Here is a 16,276-nt window from a genome sequence, read left to right as displayed (position 1 = left end):
CAAATATCAAGTCGACGCTGCTTTCCCTGGCAAGAGCGAGCTTTCTTTAAACTTGCAGACGGTGTTGTAACACCGCAAACATTAAGTCTGCGCAATGATGATAGGATGGTTAAAACCCGGGCAGCTTGAATTTGAGGGTGACCTCTCCGGTCTGCCGGTCGATTTGCACCATTCGGCCGTCCTGACCGGTCGCTGTCAGTTTTTGTCCGGTTGCCATTTCCATCAGACCACCGAGAAAGGCCATTCCCGAATTGAGAACGGCTTCCATTTTTTCAGGTGACTGGCGGCCGATTCTGGAGGAATCCGCCGGTTGTCCGGTTTGGCTCTCGGTTATCCCCGCAGCCATATCCGCAGGCGCAGGCTCTTCTCCGGTAACATCGACGGAGGTCTCTTCCCGGGCTGCTTCCGTTTCGGCCTCGCCCAGAACTTTGGGATTGAGAAAACCCGGCGCGTCTGCGGGAATTTCCTCGGTGGGCGCGGCTTCCCGATTGATCGGTGCGGGTTCTTCCCCCATCATCTCCCGCAAGCGGTTGAGCATTTCGCTTCGTTTTTCTCTCGAGAACTCCACCGTATCGATGCCGCCGTCGAAAACTCCTTTAAAGAGGTCTGTTTTCAGTTGAATGCCGGCCAGAATTTTTTCCTCGATACTGTCTTTTGTGATCAGGTTGATGACATTGATGCACTTGCTCGTCTGTCCGATGCGGTTCACGCGGCCGATGCGCTGGTTTAAGCGCGCGGGGCTCCAGGGAAGCTCGAAGTTGATGACGCAATCGGCGGCCTGAAGGTTGAGGCCGGTTCCGCCGGCGTCGGTGGAGAGAAACACCTGGCACTCGGGATTGCACGTAAACTCATCGATCAGCGCCTGGCGTTTATGGACCGGCACTTTGCCGGAGAGTTCCACGAACTGAATGCCCGCTTCGGAAAGATGCCGGCCGATCAAAAAGGTCATGGTCGTCCACTCACTGAAGATGACGACTTTACGGCCATTGCTGACGACCAGCTCCTCCAGAATGCCTTCAAGCTCTTGAAGCTTCGGTGAAATATGGGATTTACGGTCGATAAGATAAGTCGAATTGCAGACCATTCTGGCCTTCAGGAGAAGCTCCATGATCCGGCGCAAGTCCACGGGCGTGATATATTTCTTGTTCAGCAGCGGCAAAAGGGATGCGATATAACCGCCGTGGATCTTCTTCTGTGGATCGGTCAGTTCAAGATAATAGTTGTTGACGATTTCGTCGGGAAGCTCTGTCAGGACCTGCTCCTTTCGCCGCCGGATCACGATAGCGGAGAGCCGCTCGTGAAGCTTGTCCAGATTGGTATAACCGAGAATTTTTCCTTTCTTTTTTCGGCTGAGCATGTAATGTTCGGCCGCAAAATGCCACAGGGGCGAAAGCATGCCGGGGCTTAGAAACTGAATGATGGAGTAGATATCTTCAAGCTTGTTCTCCAGCGGCGTTCCGGTCAGTACGACGGCGTGTTTACGGGGGATTTGCTTGACGGCGTCGGCGGTTTTGGTGGAGAAATTCTTGATTCGCTGCGCCTCGTCCAAAATAATCAGATCCGGTTTATATCGCGAGAGGATTAAGACATCGCGCAGCACCGCTTCGTAGTTCGTGATTTTGAAAAGACTTTGATCGTTGAAATAAATCTGACGGCGCTGTTCTTGTGAACCGGCGACGATCGTCGCTTTTTCATCGGTAAAGCGTTCTATTTCCCGCCGCCACTGTTCCTTGAGTGAAGACAGCGTAATCACCAGTATCTTCGTAAAGTCGAAAACGTCTCTTTTCAAAATGCCCAGAGCGATTGCCTGAAGGGTTTTTCCGAGGCCCATCTCATCCCCGATTAGCGCCCCCGATTTGTACAGCGCGAATGCCACGCCGTCTTGCTGATAAGGGTAGAGCAGGGTCTTTATTCCCGTGAGAGGGGGAAGTCCCTGTGCGCGGAGATCGTCAAGTTGCGCCTGCATCATCGACGCATCGATTCGCTGCAAAAGCGGCTCCTGAATCCGGACCTGTTTGTCGTCGTAGAGCGAAGAAATCACCGGCATGAGCTCGCTGAGGCGCCCGCCGCGAAAGACGCCCTTTCCGTCGAAAAAAGGAGACAGGGTCGCCAGAGCGCCGTTGGATCGGGCCGCCGGCAGTTCATGAAACAAACCCGGTTTTTCCCGGACCGAATCCCAATAGAGATCGATGAAGGGAAATCATTCCGCGGCCGAACGCTTTGCGAAACCGGGGAGTTTTTTTAACCGCTGGGCCACATGGATCAGATGCTTGCAGGTACCGAGCCGGTTGGTCAAAAAGTCCGGGCACGTGCAATGGCCGGCCTCGCTCAAGGGATCGTGGAATGTGACCGTGTATTGTTTTCCGATTTCCGTTTCCACGAGGTGCTCGCCCTTCATCATGTCTCCGAGCGTTACGTTGAAGATTTCATTTTTGGCGCGTTTTTTCCGGTCTTCGATGGCTTGCGCCCTGATTTCATCGGGGGTCAGGAAATCTCCCTCAACTTCAACAAAATCTTTGGTTTTGCCTTTTGGAATCCGTTTGAAATCGGAAAGGATGTTGCGTGCATCCAGAAGGGCCGCGACCGTATGTTTGCAGCCGTCCCCGGGATAGGGGCAATCACAGGAGGACTTGACGCAATCCGCCAGAAGCTGAATCTGAATGGTATAGTCCCCATAGTTGCCATCGACCCGGTAGGTGAAACATTCCTTTTCCGGGTCCGCGGAGGTCATCATGAAAGCGCCGTGCTCGAAAAGCGCCTGTCCCCGCTTATATATGAAGGCGGAATCCGCGACTTCGGTTTGAATATACTCTCTGCTCAGTTCCAACATAGAGCCCCCCCTCACTTTTTCCCGGCGATGCGTCCCGTTTTTTATTCTTGATGGTGCGATCGTTTCCTTAAAAGAAACAGGCGATGCTTATCATGATTCCGTGGTGGTGTAAATTGGTTGTGATGGCGATGGCGGGGGCACACAATTCTTTTTTTACACGGCTCTTGAGTATCCCCAAAGGAAAAGGTTTTTGTAATTACAAAATAAAAGATTCCTTGACGCTGCCCACTTGTCCCCTTGGCCCATCGGCATGATCGTAATTTTCATCCTGGAAATAATACCGACAGATAAGCCGTTCTGATCCGGTGAGGCCGGGGTATTTATGCTGAAATATATAATTATACGTGATGGTTGTAGAAAAAAATGGAGGATTGCCCGGTGGCATGCCTCAAGAAAAATGACGGGGTCGCAAGTGTAAATCGCGCTATGCGATGCTAGGGGTGTCCTGCCAACGCCGAGGCTGGGAATTTCAGATTGGGGAAGGCATTGGGAGGGCTTCCGGAGATGTGCTTCTTGCAATCCATGCCGATTGCCGGTTATATGACGGTTCGGCAGGGCGAATTATTTTGCTGCCAAAAGGTATTCTGGTGTCTGCCAGGCGCTGGGAATCTCAACCGTTTATGGTTTGCATGGGGTTTGCATGGGCCGGGTGCTTTTCTTGTTCACCCGCTACCTTCTGATGCGCCGGGCAGGGGGCCATCAAGGAACCGCGAAAACTACTATTGGCAATACTATCAACGAGGGGTGAATGGATTCAATACGGTTGAAGGGCGGAGGTAACAAGACCATGAAAATAATTATCTGCGGAAAGGGCGGTTGCGGGAAAAGCACGGTAGCGGCGCTTCTGGCGGTTGCCATGCGTAACAGGGGGAAAAAGGTTTTATTGGTGGATGCGGATGAATCGAATATCGGTCTGTATCGCATGCTGGGCATCGATATGCCTGAGCCGCTGATGGACAGTCTGGGCGGGAAAACGGGGTTTCGGGACAAAACCAACAACCCCGGTGGAATGCTCGGCGGCCCGGCCCCATTATTCCCGAAGGAGCTGACGCCCGATGGGCTGCCCGAGGGCTGTGTCGCGGAATCGGATGGAATTCGGGTGATGTCGGTGGGTAAGATCCACCATTTCGGCGAAGGGTGTGCTTGCCCTATGGGAAAGCTCTTTAGAATGCTGTTTTCCTCTCTTCATCTTGAAGCGGATGAATGGGTGATTGTGGATACCGCCGCCGGCGTGGAGCATTTCGGGAGAAGTCTTGACGGGCAGTGTGATCATGTCCTGTGCGTGGTGGACCCTTCCTTTGAATCCGTCATGATGGCCAAAAGGGTTAGTGGTATGGCCGGGGAGGCCAATCTGCCGGTATCGGTCATTCTCAACAAAGTGACACCGGAGATCGAAAAGGATCTTGTCGCAGCATTGGCGGGGGTATCCATTATCGGCCGTCTTCAGGATAACCGATCCATTTTTTTAAATAATTTCAAAGGAGAGCCCCTGAATATCGAGATGCCGGAAATGGAAGCGGTCTGTGAGGCGATTGAGGCCCGATAAGGCGCCGCTCACCATTAATAAAGCATGACTGAATATCTGGGGGTGATGATGCAGGAGAAGATAAGCATGAACCGTGGCCGGCGAACGGAATATCTTCTGTTCGGCATGAAATGGATGCTGTGCGTCACGCTGTGTATTTTTTTGGGGTGTGCTAAGGGCGGGGAGAAGTCCCGATATCTTCAGGATAACGCCGGTTTGTTAGGTCCTGCTCAGTGGCAGCGCATTGTCGAGTTACACCACCGGCTATACAAGGACCTCGATATTCATTTCATGGCGGTTACGCTGGCGGAAAGCCCGGGCGATTTAGCCGGAGAAGCCGTTTCGGTTTTTGACCGCTGCGCCATCGGGAAAGAGACAAAGGGCGCCAAGGGACTGTTGTTCCTGATTGACCCTGTAGGAAAGGCGGTTCGGCTCGAAGTCGGCTATGATCTGGAGGGAATTTTCACGGATGCCTTTGTGGGATATATTGAAGGGGCGCAGATGAAGCCCTTTTTCGAGGCCGGCAAGGTGGCGGAAGGGATTGAGGCTACCTGTGAATTGCTGGTGTCAAAAGCGATGGCTGCGGGAACTCCAGGTGTTACGGGGCGCGGTACTTCGAATGCGCATTTGTCCGGCGGGGCGGGAGCCGATATCAAGGTCGGGATCAATTCGGGTGTTCCGGAAAAAGACGTTGTTCCTGACAAGGCCGAGTTTTGCGCTCAGGCGTCTCCGCTAATGACCCTGAAAATTTATAAAAGCGTGTTGCGCAAGCATATCAAGGATCCGGAACTGGGCATCTACACGCCGGCCTCCCGGGAATTTTTCAAAAATTGGCTGGTAACGGATGCGCAACAGAACAATGAATTAAGCAATCTGGAGCGGATGATGCCCGAAGCTTCCGTCAAAACCAGGGGGGATAAGGCGGTTATTCGGTTTCCGGTTTCCGAGCGCCAAGCGTCCCCCTATCTGTTGCGGACAGGGGAGGGCGGGTGGCAACTCGATGTGGCATTCATGAATCAATTGATTGGATTTAATCATAAAAACCAATGGTTTTTTCGTACCGCCGCCCATGAATTTGATTTTGCGTTTGCGGATCTTCATTTTGATGCCCATGGATTTCCCCACGAGAAAAAGTAGGCCGAAAGCGGCTGTTCTTTTAAACGCGCACGTACCAAGGAATCTTGCACAAATCCGTCTTGCCGTTTGTTTGATGCGATGCGCTTTCCCGCAAGGCGGGGACAAAGAGAAGGTTTTTTTATGAGAAATATCATCCGCTGCTTGCTGCTGCCCGTTTTTTGTTTCGTGGTCATCACCGGAATCATCACTCCCGACCTTTGCTTATCGGCGACGGCTGCCGCCCCTATCAGAATCGGGGTGAATCTGGAGTTAACCGGCCCATGGGCCAATATCACGCAAACCCTGCTGATGGCCATGGAGATGGAAGTGGCGCGGGTGAATGGACAGGGCGGCATCGACGGAACGCCCATCGAGCTGGTCGTGGTTGATAACGGCTTTGATCTCGCGAAGGTTTCTGCCAATATGCTCCAATTTTCCGATGACAAGGAGATTCTCGCGGTCGTCGGCCCTTTTGAGGATACCTTTCAGGCCGCCACCCGGGCCATTGCCGAGCGAAAACAAGTTTCCAACCTGATTGTCTGCCCTTCAAACCGAGCGGTGCGCGCGTTGAATCAGCAGTGGGCGTTTAACATCGCGCACAATGATATCGTACTGACCGAGAAACTGATCGATCTGTGCCTGGCCAAAGGTTACAAAACCGTGATGGTTTGCCGGGGAAATTGGCCGCTGGCAAAAAGCCTGGCGGAGAATTTCAAGGCCATGGGCGGGGAAAAGGGCCTTCGAGTCATCCTTTCCGAGGAAACCCACAAGCCCACGGATGTGGACATGACGCCTCAGATCATCAAGATGGAGCCCGTCCTCACGGCCGAGAAGGTGGATGCGATCTATCTTGCCACCGGCGGTCCGCCGGGGCCTATTTTTTGTAAAAATCTGCGCATGCTCGGCATCGATCTTCCGGTGCTCGGCACACATGCCTTTGGCTTTGGTTTTGTCATCGCATTGGGAGGCGCGGCCGTGGAAGGGGTGTCCTTTCCCGCCGGAAAACCGGTGGTGCCGTATCAGATCGATGAGAATGATCCGGTGCGGCAAACGGTAATCGATTTTCAGGAACGGATGAAGGCCCGTTACGGCGTCGATGCGGACCAGATCGCCGGTCACGGATATGATATCGTCTGGCTGCTGGCGGATGCCCTCACGCGGTGCGATAAGCCCCTTTCCCGCGCGGCCTTGCGGACTGCCTTGGAAAAGACGCAAGGCTTTAACGGCTGTACCGGTGTGTATCGCTTCAGCCCGACGAATCACGACGGGCTGCAGAAGTCGGACATGGTGTTCGTTCAAATCAAGGACGGCAAGTTTACGCGCATCTGGTTTGACGGAGCAGAGGCCGTATCTTTTTGCGTTGATTGATCACTGATTTTTTAAACCGTATTCCGGCGCCCCAAACATCCCGCATAATCGGCATATATTTTCAGGTTAAACATGAAAGTTTATTTTTATTAATTGTATTTATAGATTTATTTTTATATAAGATCGGAAAAAAGGATCGGCAATATGTATGACAACGTTTTCCATATGACGCCATATTTGCCTTCAACACATTCCGATTTGCAAGATTCGGCTGTTGAGATTATTGAAAAGTCGGCTGCCCTGGCGGGCAAGCTGCACCCCATTACCCTGCAGGGGTTGATCGATTTTTTGCGTATCACCAATACCTATTATTCCAATTTGATCGAGGATCATAACACCCATCCGGTGGAGATTGAACGCGCCATGGCGCAGGCATATGATCGAGATCCGGTCAAACGCGATTTGCAGGTGGAAGCCAGGGCCCACGTATGGCTGGAGCGGGATCTGGATCATGAGATACATTCAGGGACTGTCCGCCCCACCGCGCCTGATTTCATCCGTTCCATTCATCGGCGTTTCTACGAAAAACTGCCGGACCGATTTAAAAGGATAGACAGCGTGGACGGAAAAACCTCGGTGGCGGTTATTCCCGGCGCATTTCGGGATCATTCCGTCAAGGTCGCCGGCCTGGTCCCTGTGGCGCCGCTTGCCATTGAATCCTTTATGTCGGAATTTGACAGGCAGTATGATTTGTCGCGTTTTTCCCGCATCGAGAAACTTTCGGCCATTGCAGCGGCCCATCACCGGCTGATGTGGATTCATCCTTTTTCAGATGGAAACGGGCGCGTGGCGCGGCTTTTTACCGGTGTTTGCTTAAAAACGTCGGGTATTGCAGGTTACGACCTTTGGTCGATTAACCGTGGGTTTGCGCGCTTTAAACCCGATTATATGGCGGCGCTGGCCGATGCCGACAGACCCCGGCAAGGGGATCTGGACGGCCGCGGCAATTTGTCCCAGAAAGGGTTGGATCGATTTTGTGAGTTCTTTTTTTCGATTTGTCTCGATCAAATCGCATTTATGCAAAAAGTGCTGTCACTTGAGGGCCTCTTGAAGCGTATTGAGCAATACATCCGCTTGAGAGCCAATCTATTGCTGCCCGGCTTGAAACCGATAAAACCAGAAGCATTTCATCTAATCAAAGAAGCCTTTTTAATGGGCGCCTTCGGCCGCGGGGAGGCATCACAACTGACCGGTCTCGGGGAGAGAACGGCCCGAACCTTGTTGTCCGAATTGATCGATGAAGGGCTACTTGTTTCGGATACACCGAAGGGGCCGGTGCGGCTTCATTTCAGCGCCCACCTGCTGCCGGTTTGGTTCCCGGATTTAGGGCCTGAATGATGACAGCGTGGAGTTGTCTGCCGATGACCGGGGGCGTGAAAAAAAAGGTGAGTGATTGACGACGGGCATACTGATTCAGCTCATCATGGCCGGCATGACCACCGGTGCGGTCTACGGCTTGATTGCGCTTGGATTCATCACCATTTACAGAGCCTCCAATATTTTGAATCTCGCGCAGGGGGAATTTGTCACCATCGGCGCCCTGAGTGCCGTTTTTTTCCTGAACCGGGGAATGCCTTATCTTTTGGCTGGCGCGCTTGCCACGGCCGCCACGGTGATGGTGGGCATTTCCATGGAGTTTGCCGTGATCCGGCCTTTGAGAAAAAAGCCGGTGTTGATCCTCATCATGGTCACCATCGGCATTTCTTTTTTTCTGCAGGGTGCGGCGAATATTCTCTTTGGCAGTGATCCGCAAGCCCTTCCGCCCTTTACCAGCCACACGCCGGTACTTTTGTTTCGTGCGGTTCGCGTTTCCCCTCAGAGCCTGTGGGTACTGGGGTTGGCGGTGTTGCTGGTGGCCCTTCTCTCCACCTGGTCCCGATATTCTTATCTCGGAAAGGCGATGGAGGCCGTTTCCACGGATCGGCAGGGTGCCGCATTGGTGGGCATCAATCGAAACCGCATCACCCAAATCGCCTTTGGTGTCAGCGCCGCCATGGGCGCTCTGGCCGGAATTTTCATCACCCCCGTTTATTTTGCCCAATATAACGCGGGCACCTTGTTGGGGCTGAAAGGCTTTGCCGCAGCGATCATCGGCGGATGGGGGACTTATACCGGCGCCATGCTGGGCGGGCTGATTCTGGGTGTGCTCGAATCGGTGAGTGTCGGGTTTATTCCGGCCGGTTACAAGGATGCCGTGGCCTTTGGCGTGCTGATACTGATTCTCTGCGTCAGACCAAAGGGAATTTTGGGCTCCCGCGCGCTGTTGGAGGCCAGAAAATGAAACGCCACTACATCACGAGAATGGAAATCTATTTTCTCATCATTTTTTTATTGCTTCCGCTATTGACCAATCGCACGCTGATTGCGCATCTCCTGGTAATCGCGGGAACCTATGCCATCGCGGCCATGGGGCTAAGTTTGTTTCTGGGGGTCGCCGGGCAGATTTCCATTGGGCATGCGGCCTTCTTTGGTATCGGCGGGTACACGCATGCGATTTTATCGGTTCGTTTCGGTGTGCCGGGCGTTCTGGCCATGGTGGCGGGAGGGGTTGCGGCCGGCATTTTCGCCCGAATCATTGCCCGGCCGCTGTTGAAACTTCGGGAATATTTCCTGGCCCTGGCCACCATGGGGCTGGTGGTGATTTTCCAGATGGTTGCCACCGAATGGGGCACGCTGACGGGCGGGGTTTCGGGAATCGGCAATATTCCGTGGGTTTCCCTTTTCGGCGTGCCGTTGGATACCCCCCTTAAACAATTTTACTGGGTCTGGGGAATCGCGTATCTTTTTTTCATCTTCGCCAGGAACCTGATTCATTCCAAATACGGCAAGGCCGCGGCTTCCGTAGCGTTAAATGAAACGGTCGCCGGAACCGTCGGCGTGGACCCTGGAAACATCAAGCAACGCTATTGGGTGCTTAGCGCGGTCTATGCCGGTGTCGGCGGGGCGCTTTTTGCCTCCGTGCTGACGTCCGTGAGCCCCGAATCCTTCGGGCTGAATCTTTCGGTCATGCTGGTGATGATGGTCCTTCTCGGCGGCACCACGAGCCCGGGCGGGTCGGTTTTCGGTGCGATTTTTTTGACCTGGCTTCTGCACCGGCTCGGCGCATACCGGGCATACAGCCTGCCGCTGCTGGGATTGCTCCTGATTTCGCTGCTGGTGGTTTTCCCGGAAGGCATTTTCCGGGGCATCGGGGCCAGATGGCACGATTTGGTCCGCATCTGGGCGCCCGCGCACTGGCGAAAAGAGATCGAGAAATGAGTTGGCCCCTTCTCTCGATGGCATCGATCGAAAAGCGATACAACGGCGTTCAAGCCCTGGCTGGCGTCTCCCTGAATGTCGCTCCGGGTCAAATCATCTCCCTGATCGGGCCCAACGGCGCCGGAAAGACGACGCTCTTTGATGTGATCAGCGGCCTTGAAAAACCGAATGCCGGCTCGGTCCGCTTGGACGGGGAGAACATCTCGGCGCTCTCGCCCGTGGCCATTGCGAAAAAAGGGGTGGCCCGATCGTTTCAGACCTGCCAGGTATTTTGCAACCTGACCGTGATCGAAAACGTTCTGCTGGGCCGCTACCTGAAAACAAAGGTCTCCTTTTGGATGGCCGGAATTCGCTCTCCCTCGGTTTACCGGGAAGAACATCGTAATTTGGCCCTTGCCTTTGAAGCGCTGGACTTTTTCGATCTTTACGATAAGGCGGACCGGAAGATGGCGCAGATCTCTTCTTTCAGCAAACGCCTGGTGGAAATTGCCAGATGCCTCGCCATGAGCCCCCGGTTGCTGCTGCTGGATGAGCCCTTCGGGGGATTGAGCGAAACCGAGATCGCCTGGTTGGCGAAAAAGCTGATCACGTTGCGGCATCAGGGGATGACCCTGATCCTGATCGATCATCATTTTAATTCGATTTCAACGCTTTCGGATGAGATTGCGGTGTTGCACCAGGGCCGGATTATTGCTAAGGCAAAGCCCGACGAGATCAGGCGCAATCCGGAAGTGATGCGCGCCTATTGGGGAGGCTGACCCGTGGTGTTGTTGGAAGTGAATGACCTGACGCTTTGGTACGAATCGGTGGTCGGGGATGTCCGGGCGCTGTACCGGTGCGCGGTATCGATTGAAAAAGCGAGCATTACCGGAATGCTGGGGAAAAATGGAGCGGGAAAGACGTCCTTGTTTAAAACCCTTTCCGGTGTGATTGAAGATGCGGATGGCCACATCACCGAAGGCGCTGTTTTTTTTAATGGCGAAAATATCACGGGCCTTTCCCCCTCGGACATCGTTGATAGAGGATTGAGTCATGCGCCGCAGGGCAGGCATATCTTTCACACCCTTTCCGTGCTGGACAACCTTTTTCTGGGCGCGGGTCCTCCCGGGAAACGCAATCGCGGCGGCGGGCCGTGCATCAAGGCGGAGTTGGATCGAATGTTTCACCTTTTCCCCGTGCTCAAAGAGCGGCGCCGCCAAAAGGCGGGAACCTTAAGCGGTGGTGAGCAGCAGATGCTTTCCATTGCCAGAGCGCTGATGGCGCGGCCAACGATGCTCTTGCTGGATGAACCGTTTCTGGGGCTTGCGCCGCTTGTGATGGACACGATCAGCAAGGCGCTTCAACAATTGAAACAAGAGGGACTCACCATCTTAATCGCAGAGCAAAATGCCGAGGCGGTGCTGTTACTTTCCGATTCCGTTTGTATCATGGATGACGGGTTTGTATTCGGAATGGCGCCGGCGGAACAATGGCCGCTGAATGCCGTTGTCCGGCAACTTTATTTTGGAGATACATCATGAAATTTCTGTTGGTGGATCCGCCGCATAAGATCTGGGAGTTTTTGCGGGCATGGGTGCCCAGTCCCGGATGCCTGCAATTGGTGGCCTATCTTGAAAACGATTTCGATATCGAGTTTTTTGACGGCACGATCGCGGAAAATCCCTGGCGGAATCTGGAAGAAAAAATTCGGGCCGAGCGACCCGAAGTGGTTGGCCTGACCACGGCCTGTACCTATTTTATGCCGGACACCCTGAACGCGGCCCGGCTGATCAAGGAGGTCAGCCCGAAGACCCGGATCATCGCCGGCGGCGCGCACCCGTCCCTCAATGCGGAGGAAACCCTTCGCCAATGCGCCGCCATCGATTTTATCTGCGTGGGGGAAGGGGAGATTACCTGCCATGAATTTCTTCGGGCCATCGAGAAACAAAGCGATGTGTCCGGAATTCCGGGGTTGGCCTATCTGGATGGAAACGAGCGCTTTGTTTTTACCGGCCCGCGACCCCTCATTGCCGATCTCGATGCGCTTCCCATGCCCGCCTACCACCTATACAACATGGAGCATCCCTACGTCGGGCTGCCGTCCGAAGGCAAACGCGGCTTTCTGGTGAATTTCGCAAGAGGATGCCGGTTTGATTGCAGTTTTTGCTCGGAGGCTGTTTTTTGGCAACATAACTGGCGATCCAAAAGCCCCCGAAAGATTGCGGAAGAATTCGAGTTGCTGAAAGAAACCTATCGCCGCGATATCTTCTACGTGGGAGACGATATTTTTAACCTGACCCGTGAAAAAGGGGAAGGATTTATTCAAGAGATGACCGCCCGGAAAACCGGCCAGCGTTTCTGGCTTCAGTCCCGGGCGGATCTCATTGTCCGGGACGAGGATCTGATGGCCGGCTTTAAAGAGGCCGGCGTCTATCAGTTCATGCTCGGCATCGAGCACAGCCGGCAGGCGTTTCTGGATGCATTTAATAAAAGAACCACCATTGACGTCAATCAAAAGGCCCTTCATATTCTGAAAACCCATGGCCTCATGGTCATGGCCACCGTGATGATCGGGCTCTGGGAAGAGACGGAAAAAGACCGGATTCACCTGATGAAATTCTTGCGAAAATATGTGGATCATCTCGGCCTCAATGTGGTGACCCCCTTTCCGGGTACCCCGTTTCACGCGGAAATGGAGCGGCTCGGGCGCATCAAGGTTCAAGATTATTCGAAATACGATATGATTCAGGCGGTCATGCCGACAAAGGAAGAACCGAATCTCGATGAGATCACGGATGCGCATATCTCCTTAATCCGAAAGTACTACTGGCAGCCAAAGGAAGTCTTAAAGGCCTTTTTTTCCTTAAATCCGATTTTGCGTCACCATCACAAACACTTTCTCAAGATCGGCATCACCGCCTTTAAGCACGAGGTGTTCGGCGCGCCCATGTGGCAGCAGGAAACCTATCAGAAATTCGATGATTATAAGAAAGAGCGCCGATTGGCGGCCATGCAACCGGGTTTAATGAAAAATTCAGAGTGATCGCCGTCGAAAATATGGTATCACTAAAATAAAAAGAGGCGAACGATGTTGCAGTCTGATCGGTTTTTCAACTTCACCGGGGTTTCAAACTTTCGTCACATGGGTGGCTATGCGGCGGCCAATGGGCGAACAACGCGGGGGGATCTTCTGTTTCGCAGCGGACATGTTGAATTAAAGACCCCAAAAGATATAGAACACTTTGAAGGGCTTGGCATTGATACGGCCTTTGACTTCAGAACGCGGGCGGAAAGGCGTTACCGCCCCCTGCAATTTCCCGTAGCTTCCCCACCGCGGATTGTTGAATTGGGGGTTTCCGGGGGAAGTGTCGGGCACCTCATGACGTTTCTGGAGACGAGCGCATCGAGCGCAAACGATGTTACCGCGCGAATGAAACTCATTTACACTTCTTTGGTAATCGATTCCGCCGATATATTTCGCGCCTTTTTGAACCACTTGATAACCACCGAGTCCGGCGTTTTAATCATTTGTTCATTGGGGAAAGATCGCACCGGCATTGCCTCCGCGTTGCTCCTGGCAGCCCTGGGGGTGCCAAAACAGGGAATCCTGGAGGATTATTTGTTGTCTTCCCGCGCCTACCGGAATATGGCCGAGGGGATCGCGCGTCTGGAATACCTTTTGGGATCAAAACGCCTGTTCTCCGATAAACCCCTTATCGAACCCGTGCTGAGCGCACAACCGGAATATTTTGATGCGTTTTGGCATGCCGTGCAAACGGCAGCGGGCGGTATCGAAAATTTTATAACGCAATACCTGAAAATCGACCCATCGGACGTGAGGATTTTGCGTGAGAAATTCACTGAGTAAACGGGCCGTGCCGCAACGCGCTCGCTCACGCATGCGCCGAGTGCGCCGAATCACTCCATGAACAAAAGGTGTTATAAAGGACACCGGGTTTTTCGATATACCGTTTATGTATTGCGCATTTTCGATTGACCGTTGGCATTGTAGGGGCGAATCTGTGTGTTCGCCCTTCGTAATCAGGGCGAACACACAGGTTCGCCCCTAGGGGGTTGCGAGCAATAGTCAGCATCAGGTATTTTCTGATTTCTTAAGGAGATAAGGCTATGAAAAGACTACTGATTTACTTTTCAGCAGGTTGTTTGGGAGCGGTGGTCAACAGTTTGGCCGTATGGCTATTCGGTGATTTGGGCATCACCCGATCCTTGGGGGTATCCCTTGCCCCGGCGTTAACTGCCGGTTGGTTGTATCCGAGGATCGTCTGGGGGGGAATTTGGGGGGTGTTGTTTTTTTTGCCCCTGTATAATGCCAGGCCGATCTATAAGGGCACGATCTTAAGCCTCTTTCCAACAATCGTGCAACTGTTTATCGTTTTTCCAAAGGCCCAAAAAGGGGTCGGTGGCATTGAACTCGGGCTGTTAACTCCGGCGGCCGTCTTTGTCTTCAATTGGATTTGGGGTGTTGTGTCGGCGTTGACAATCCGGTATTCCAGGTAAATAAATAAGTAAATAAATATAGCCTTGTGAGGGTATAATCGGTACCATAGACCCCATGCCGTTTCCTTAATATATCCTTACTCATAGGTATCAAGATTATTCTAAACGAAACGACCGGCAGACTTTACCCGAAACCGCAGGACCTTCATCGGCTGGTCGCCAAAGCGAACAGCTTCGAGGTGCAGGTGTCCATTCATGCCGTGGAAGAAAGCGCCATTGAGGCCGCCTGCGCGGCCATTGAAGCGGCCTTGTCCGCCAAGCCGCATTCGGACCATCGGGATCGCCTGGAGCATGCATTTTTGTGCCCCCCGCATTTGTCCCATCGCCTGGCTGCGCTCGGCATCCACGTGGTCACCCAGCCGGGATTTCTTTTTGATAACGGCGATCGATATATTCAAACCGTCCCCGCGGAAAAACACGCCGATCTCTATCCCATCGGGTCTTTCATGAAAGCAGGCGTGGCCGTAGCCGCTGGTTCAGACAGCCCCGTGGGACCGTTGAACCCTTTTGCGGGCATCTATGCAGCCCTTTCCAGAAAAACCCGAACCGGCACACAAATCAACCTTCAGGAGCGCGTTTCTCTGCCGAACGCCCTGGCTCTCTATACCTGTAATGCCGCCCGCGCTGCCTTTGAAGAAGCCGTTAAGGGCGACATCACGCCTGGAAAAACAGCGGATTTGATTTTGTTGAACGGGGATCTGTTGCGATCTGACGATGAGGTCGTCCTGGACATGAAAGTGGATATGACCATCCTGGACGGAAAGGTCGTATGGGTGAGAGAATCAGGGTGCCGGCTCGCCGCCGAGAATACATGACCCCGGCATCAAAACCATAGAACATATTTCAGATAAAATTTGGAGAATCAGATGGGCAAACTGGATAACAAAGTGGCGGTCATTACCGGTTCAGGCCGCGGCATCGGCAAGGCCACTGCGGAACTGTTTGTGAAGGAAGGCTGTGCCGTGGTGATTAATGATGTGGATGAGAGTGCGGCGGTGGAAACCGTCAATGCACTCGATGCGGCCGGCGGAAAGGCGTGCCATTGCATCGGCGATGTTACTCAGCCCGATGATTGCCGGAAACTGATGGATACCGCTGCCGAGAAGTTCGGCAAGCTGGATATTCTGGTTAACCTGGCCGGCATCAACCGGGACAATATGATCCACAAGATGACCGATCAACAGTGGGATATGGCGGTCGACATCAGCCTTAAGGGAACCTTCAACTGCATTCGTGCGGCAGCCAAGTATATGCGGGTGGCGGGTCATAATGGACGGATCATCAACATTTCTTCGATGTCCGGCCTCAGAGGCAATCCCGGACAGGCCAACTATGCCGCCGCAAAAGGCGGGATCATCTCGCTGACCAAGGTGGTGGCGCACGAATGGGAGCGTTTTGGCGTGACCTGTAACTGCATTGCCTACGGCATGGTGGATACCCGATTGACCAGGGTAAGAGAATCTCAGGACGAGTCCGTTGACGGCGAGCGAGTGGGTCTCCCGCAAAAAGCCCGGGATGCGGTGATGGAGAAATATCACGGCAGAATCATGCAGCCGGAAGATGCGGCCTATCCCATCCTGTATTTCGCGCTGCCCGAATCCTGGTGCATCAACGGCAATTGCCTGCAGGCGGCTATGGGCGGATTCAATTAGGTTCGACCACTCGTTCCGGCGCCTCATGCT

The 16,276-nt window shown here is 53.4% G+C and carries 15 protein-coding genes; 13 read left to right on the top strand and 2 right to left on the bottom strand.

The features are described from left to right. Positions 1–109: 109 nt before the first annotated feature. Both RBT11_06195 and RBT11_06190 read right to left on the bottom strand, forming a co-directional pair. On the bottom strand, positions 110–2,152 hold the full coding sequence (locus RBT11_06195) for a DEAD/DEAH box helicase (protein MDX9786343.1): 2,043 nt from the start codon (positions 2,150–2,152) through the stop codon (positions 110–112). A gap of 48 nt (positions 2,153–2,200) precedes the next feature. Then, entirely contained in the window at positions 2,201–2,830 is a 630-nt protein-coding gene (locus tag RBT11_06190; GenBank protein ID MDX9786342.1) for an SWIM zinc finger family protein, read from the bottom strand. A 787-nt stretch (positions 2,831–3,617) separates the two neighbouring features. On the opposite strand from RBT11_06190, the gene RBT11_06185 reads away from it, so the two are divergent. The 13 genes from RBT11_06185 to RBT11_06125 all read left to right on the top strand — a co-directional run bounded on the left by RBT11_06185 (position 3,618) and on the right by RBT11_06125 (position 16,246). Then, positions 3,618–4,376, top strand: coding sequence for a P-loop NTPase (locus RBT11_06185; GenBank protein ID MDX9786341.1), 759 nt, complete (start codon positions 3,618–3,620; stop codon positions 4,374–4,376). Between the two features lie 66 nt (positions 4,377–4,442). After that, positions 4,443–5,492 (top strand): TPM domain-containing protein, encoded by a 1,050-nt coding sequence (locus RBT11_06180; GenBank protein MDX9786340.1) that lies wholly within the window; start codon positions 4,443–4,445, stop codon positions 5,490–5,492. A 120-nt stretch (positions 5,493–5,612) separates the two neighbouring features. Then, a complete protein-coding gene (locus tag RBT11_06175; GenBank protein MDX9786339.1) occupies positions 5,613–6,839 on the top strand; it encodes an ABC transporter substrate-binding protein in 1,227 nt (408 codons plus the stop codon). A gap of 144 nt (positions 6,840–6,983) precedes the next feature. Further along, a complete protein-coding gene (locus tag RBT11_06170) occupies positions 6,984–8,177 on the top strand; it encodes a Fic family protein (protein ID MDX9786338.1) in 1,194 nt (397 codons plus the stop codon). A 55-nt stretch (positions 8,178–8,232) separates the two neighbouring features. Next, positions 8,233–9,120: a branched-chain amino acid ABC transporter permease gene (locus RBT11_06165; protein MDX9786337.1), complete on the top strand. Its 888-nt coding sequence runs from the start codon at positions 8,233–8,235 to the stop codon at positions 9,118–9,120. Continuing rightward, the gene (locus RBT11_06160; protein ID MDX9786336.1) at positions 9,117–10,097 is read left to right on the top strand and encodes a branched-chain amino acid ABC transporter permease; all 981 of its coding nucleotides are present in this window, start codon (positions 9,117–9,119) and stop codon (positions 10,095–10,097) included. The genes RBT11_06165 and RBT11_06160 overlap by 4 nt, the downstream gene beginning before the upstream one ends. Beyond that, positions 10,094–10,855, top strand: a complete 762-nt coding sequence (locus RBT11_06155) for an ABC transporter ATP-binding protein (GenBank protein MDX9786335.1) — start codon at positions 10,094–10,096, stop codon at positions 10,853–10,855. The genes RBT11_06160 and RBT11_06155 overlap by 4 nt, the downstream gene beginning before the upstream one ends. Positions 10,856–10,858: 3 nt before the next feature. Next, positions 10,859–11,617, top strand: a complete 759-nt coding sequence (locus RBT11_06150) for an ABC transporter ATP-binding protein (protein ID MDX9786334.1) — start codon at positions 10,859–10,861, stop codon at positions 11,615–11,617. Next, positions 11,614–13,119, top strand: a complete 1,506-nt coding sequence (locus RBT11_06145; GenBank protein ID MDX9786333.1) for a radical SAM protein — start codon at positions 11,614–11,616, stop codon at positions 13,117–13,119. Before RBT11_06150 ends, RBT11_06145 begins: the two co-directional genes overlap by 4 nt. 45 nt (positions 13,120–13,164) lie before the next feature. After that, positions 13,165–13,944 carry a tyrosine-protein phosphatase gene (locus RBT11_06140; protein MDX9786332.1) on the top strand — a complete coding sequence of 260 codons (780 nt, stop codon included), beginning with the start codon at positions 13,165–13,167 and terminating at the stop codon, positions 13,942–13,944. A gap of 260 nt (positions 13,945–14,204) precedes the next feature. Beyond that, a complete protein-coding gene (locus RBT11_06135) occupies positions 14,205–14,594 on the top strand; it encodes a hypothetical protein (GenBank protein ID MDX9786331.1) in 390 nt (129 codons plus the stop codon). Between the two features lie 71 nt (positions 14,595–14,665). Continuing rightward, entirely contained in the window at positions 14,666–15,409 is a 744-nt protein-coding gene (locus tag RBT11_06130) for an amidohydrolase family protein (GenBank protein ID MDX9786330.1), read from the top strand. Positions 15,410–15,460: 51 nt separating this feature from the next. Beyond that, positions 15,461–16,246 carry an SDR family NAD(P)-dependent oxidoreductase gene (locus RBT11_06125; protein MDX9786329.1) on the top strand — a complete coding sequence of 262 codons (786 nt, stop codon included), beginning with the start codon at positions 15,461–15,463 and terminating at the stop codon, positions 16,244–16,246. Positions 16,247–16,276: the final 30 nt, after the last annotated feature.

It is taken from the genome of Desulfobacterales bacterium (assembly GCA_034003325.1).
In the GTDB taxonomy this organism is placed as follows: domain Bacteria; phylum Desulfobacterota; class Desulfobacteria; order Desulfobacterales; family JAFDDL01; genus JAVEYW01.
The sequence above is the reverse complement of the archived record's forward strand: the minus strand, read 5'-3'. Positions and strand labels throughout refer to the sequence as shown.

Coding starts and splice junctions, on each gene's coding strand:
- RBT11_06190 (MDX9786342.1), bottom strand. CDS start 2,830: ATGTTGGAACTGAGCAGAGAGTATATTCAAACCGAAGTCGCGGATTCC.
- RBT11_06185 (MDX9786341.1), top strand. CDS start 3,618: ATGAAAATAATTATCTGCGGAAAGGGCGGTTGCGGGAAAAGCACGGTA.
- RBT11_06180 (MDX9786340.1), top strand. CDS start 4,443: ATGAACCGTGGCCGGCGAACGGAATATCTTCTGTTCGGCATGAAATGG.
- RBT11_06175 (MDX9786339.1), top strand. CDS start 5,613: ATGAGAAATATCATCCGCTGCTTGCTGCTGCCCGTTTTTTGTTTCGTG.
- RBT11_06170 (MDX9786338.1), top strand. CDS start 6,984: ATGTATGACAACGTTTTCCATATGACGCCATATTTGCCTTCAACACAT.
- RBT11_06160 (MDX9786336.1), top strand. CDS start 9,117: ATGAAACGCCACTACATCACGAGAATGGAAATCTATTTTCTCATCATT.
- RBT11_06155 (MDX9786335.1), top strand. CDS start 10,094: ATGAGTTGGCCCCTTCTCTCGATGGCATCGATCGAAAAGCGATACAAC.
- RBT11_06145 (MDX9786333.1), top strand. CDS start 11,614: ATGAAATTTCTGTTGGTGGATCCGCCGCATAAGATCTGGGAGTTTTTG.
- RBT11_06140 (MDX9786332.1), top strand. CDS start 13,165: ATGTTGCAGTCTGATCGGTTTTTCAACTTCACCGGGGTTTCAAACTTT.
- RBT11_06135 (MDX9786331.1), top strand. CDS start 14,205: ATGAAAAGACTACTGATTTACTTTTCAGCAGGTTGTTTGGGAGCGGTG.
- RBT11_06125 (MDX9786329.1), top strand. CDS start 15,461: ATGGGCAAACTGGATAACAAAGTGGCGGTCATTACCGGTTCAGGCCGC.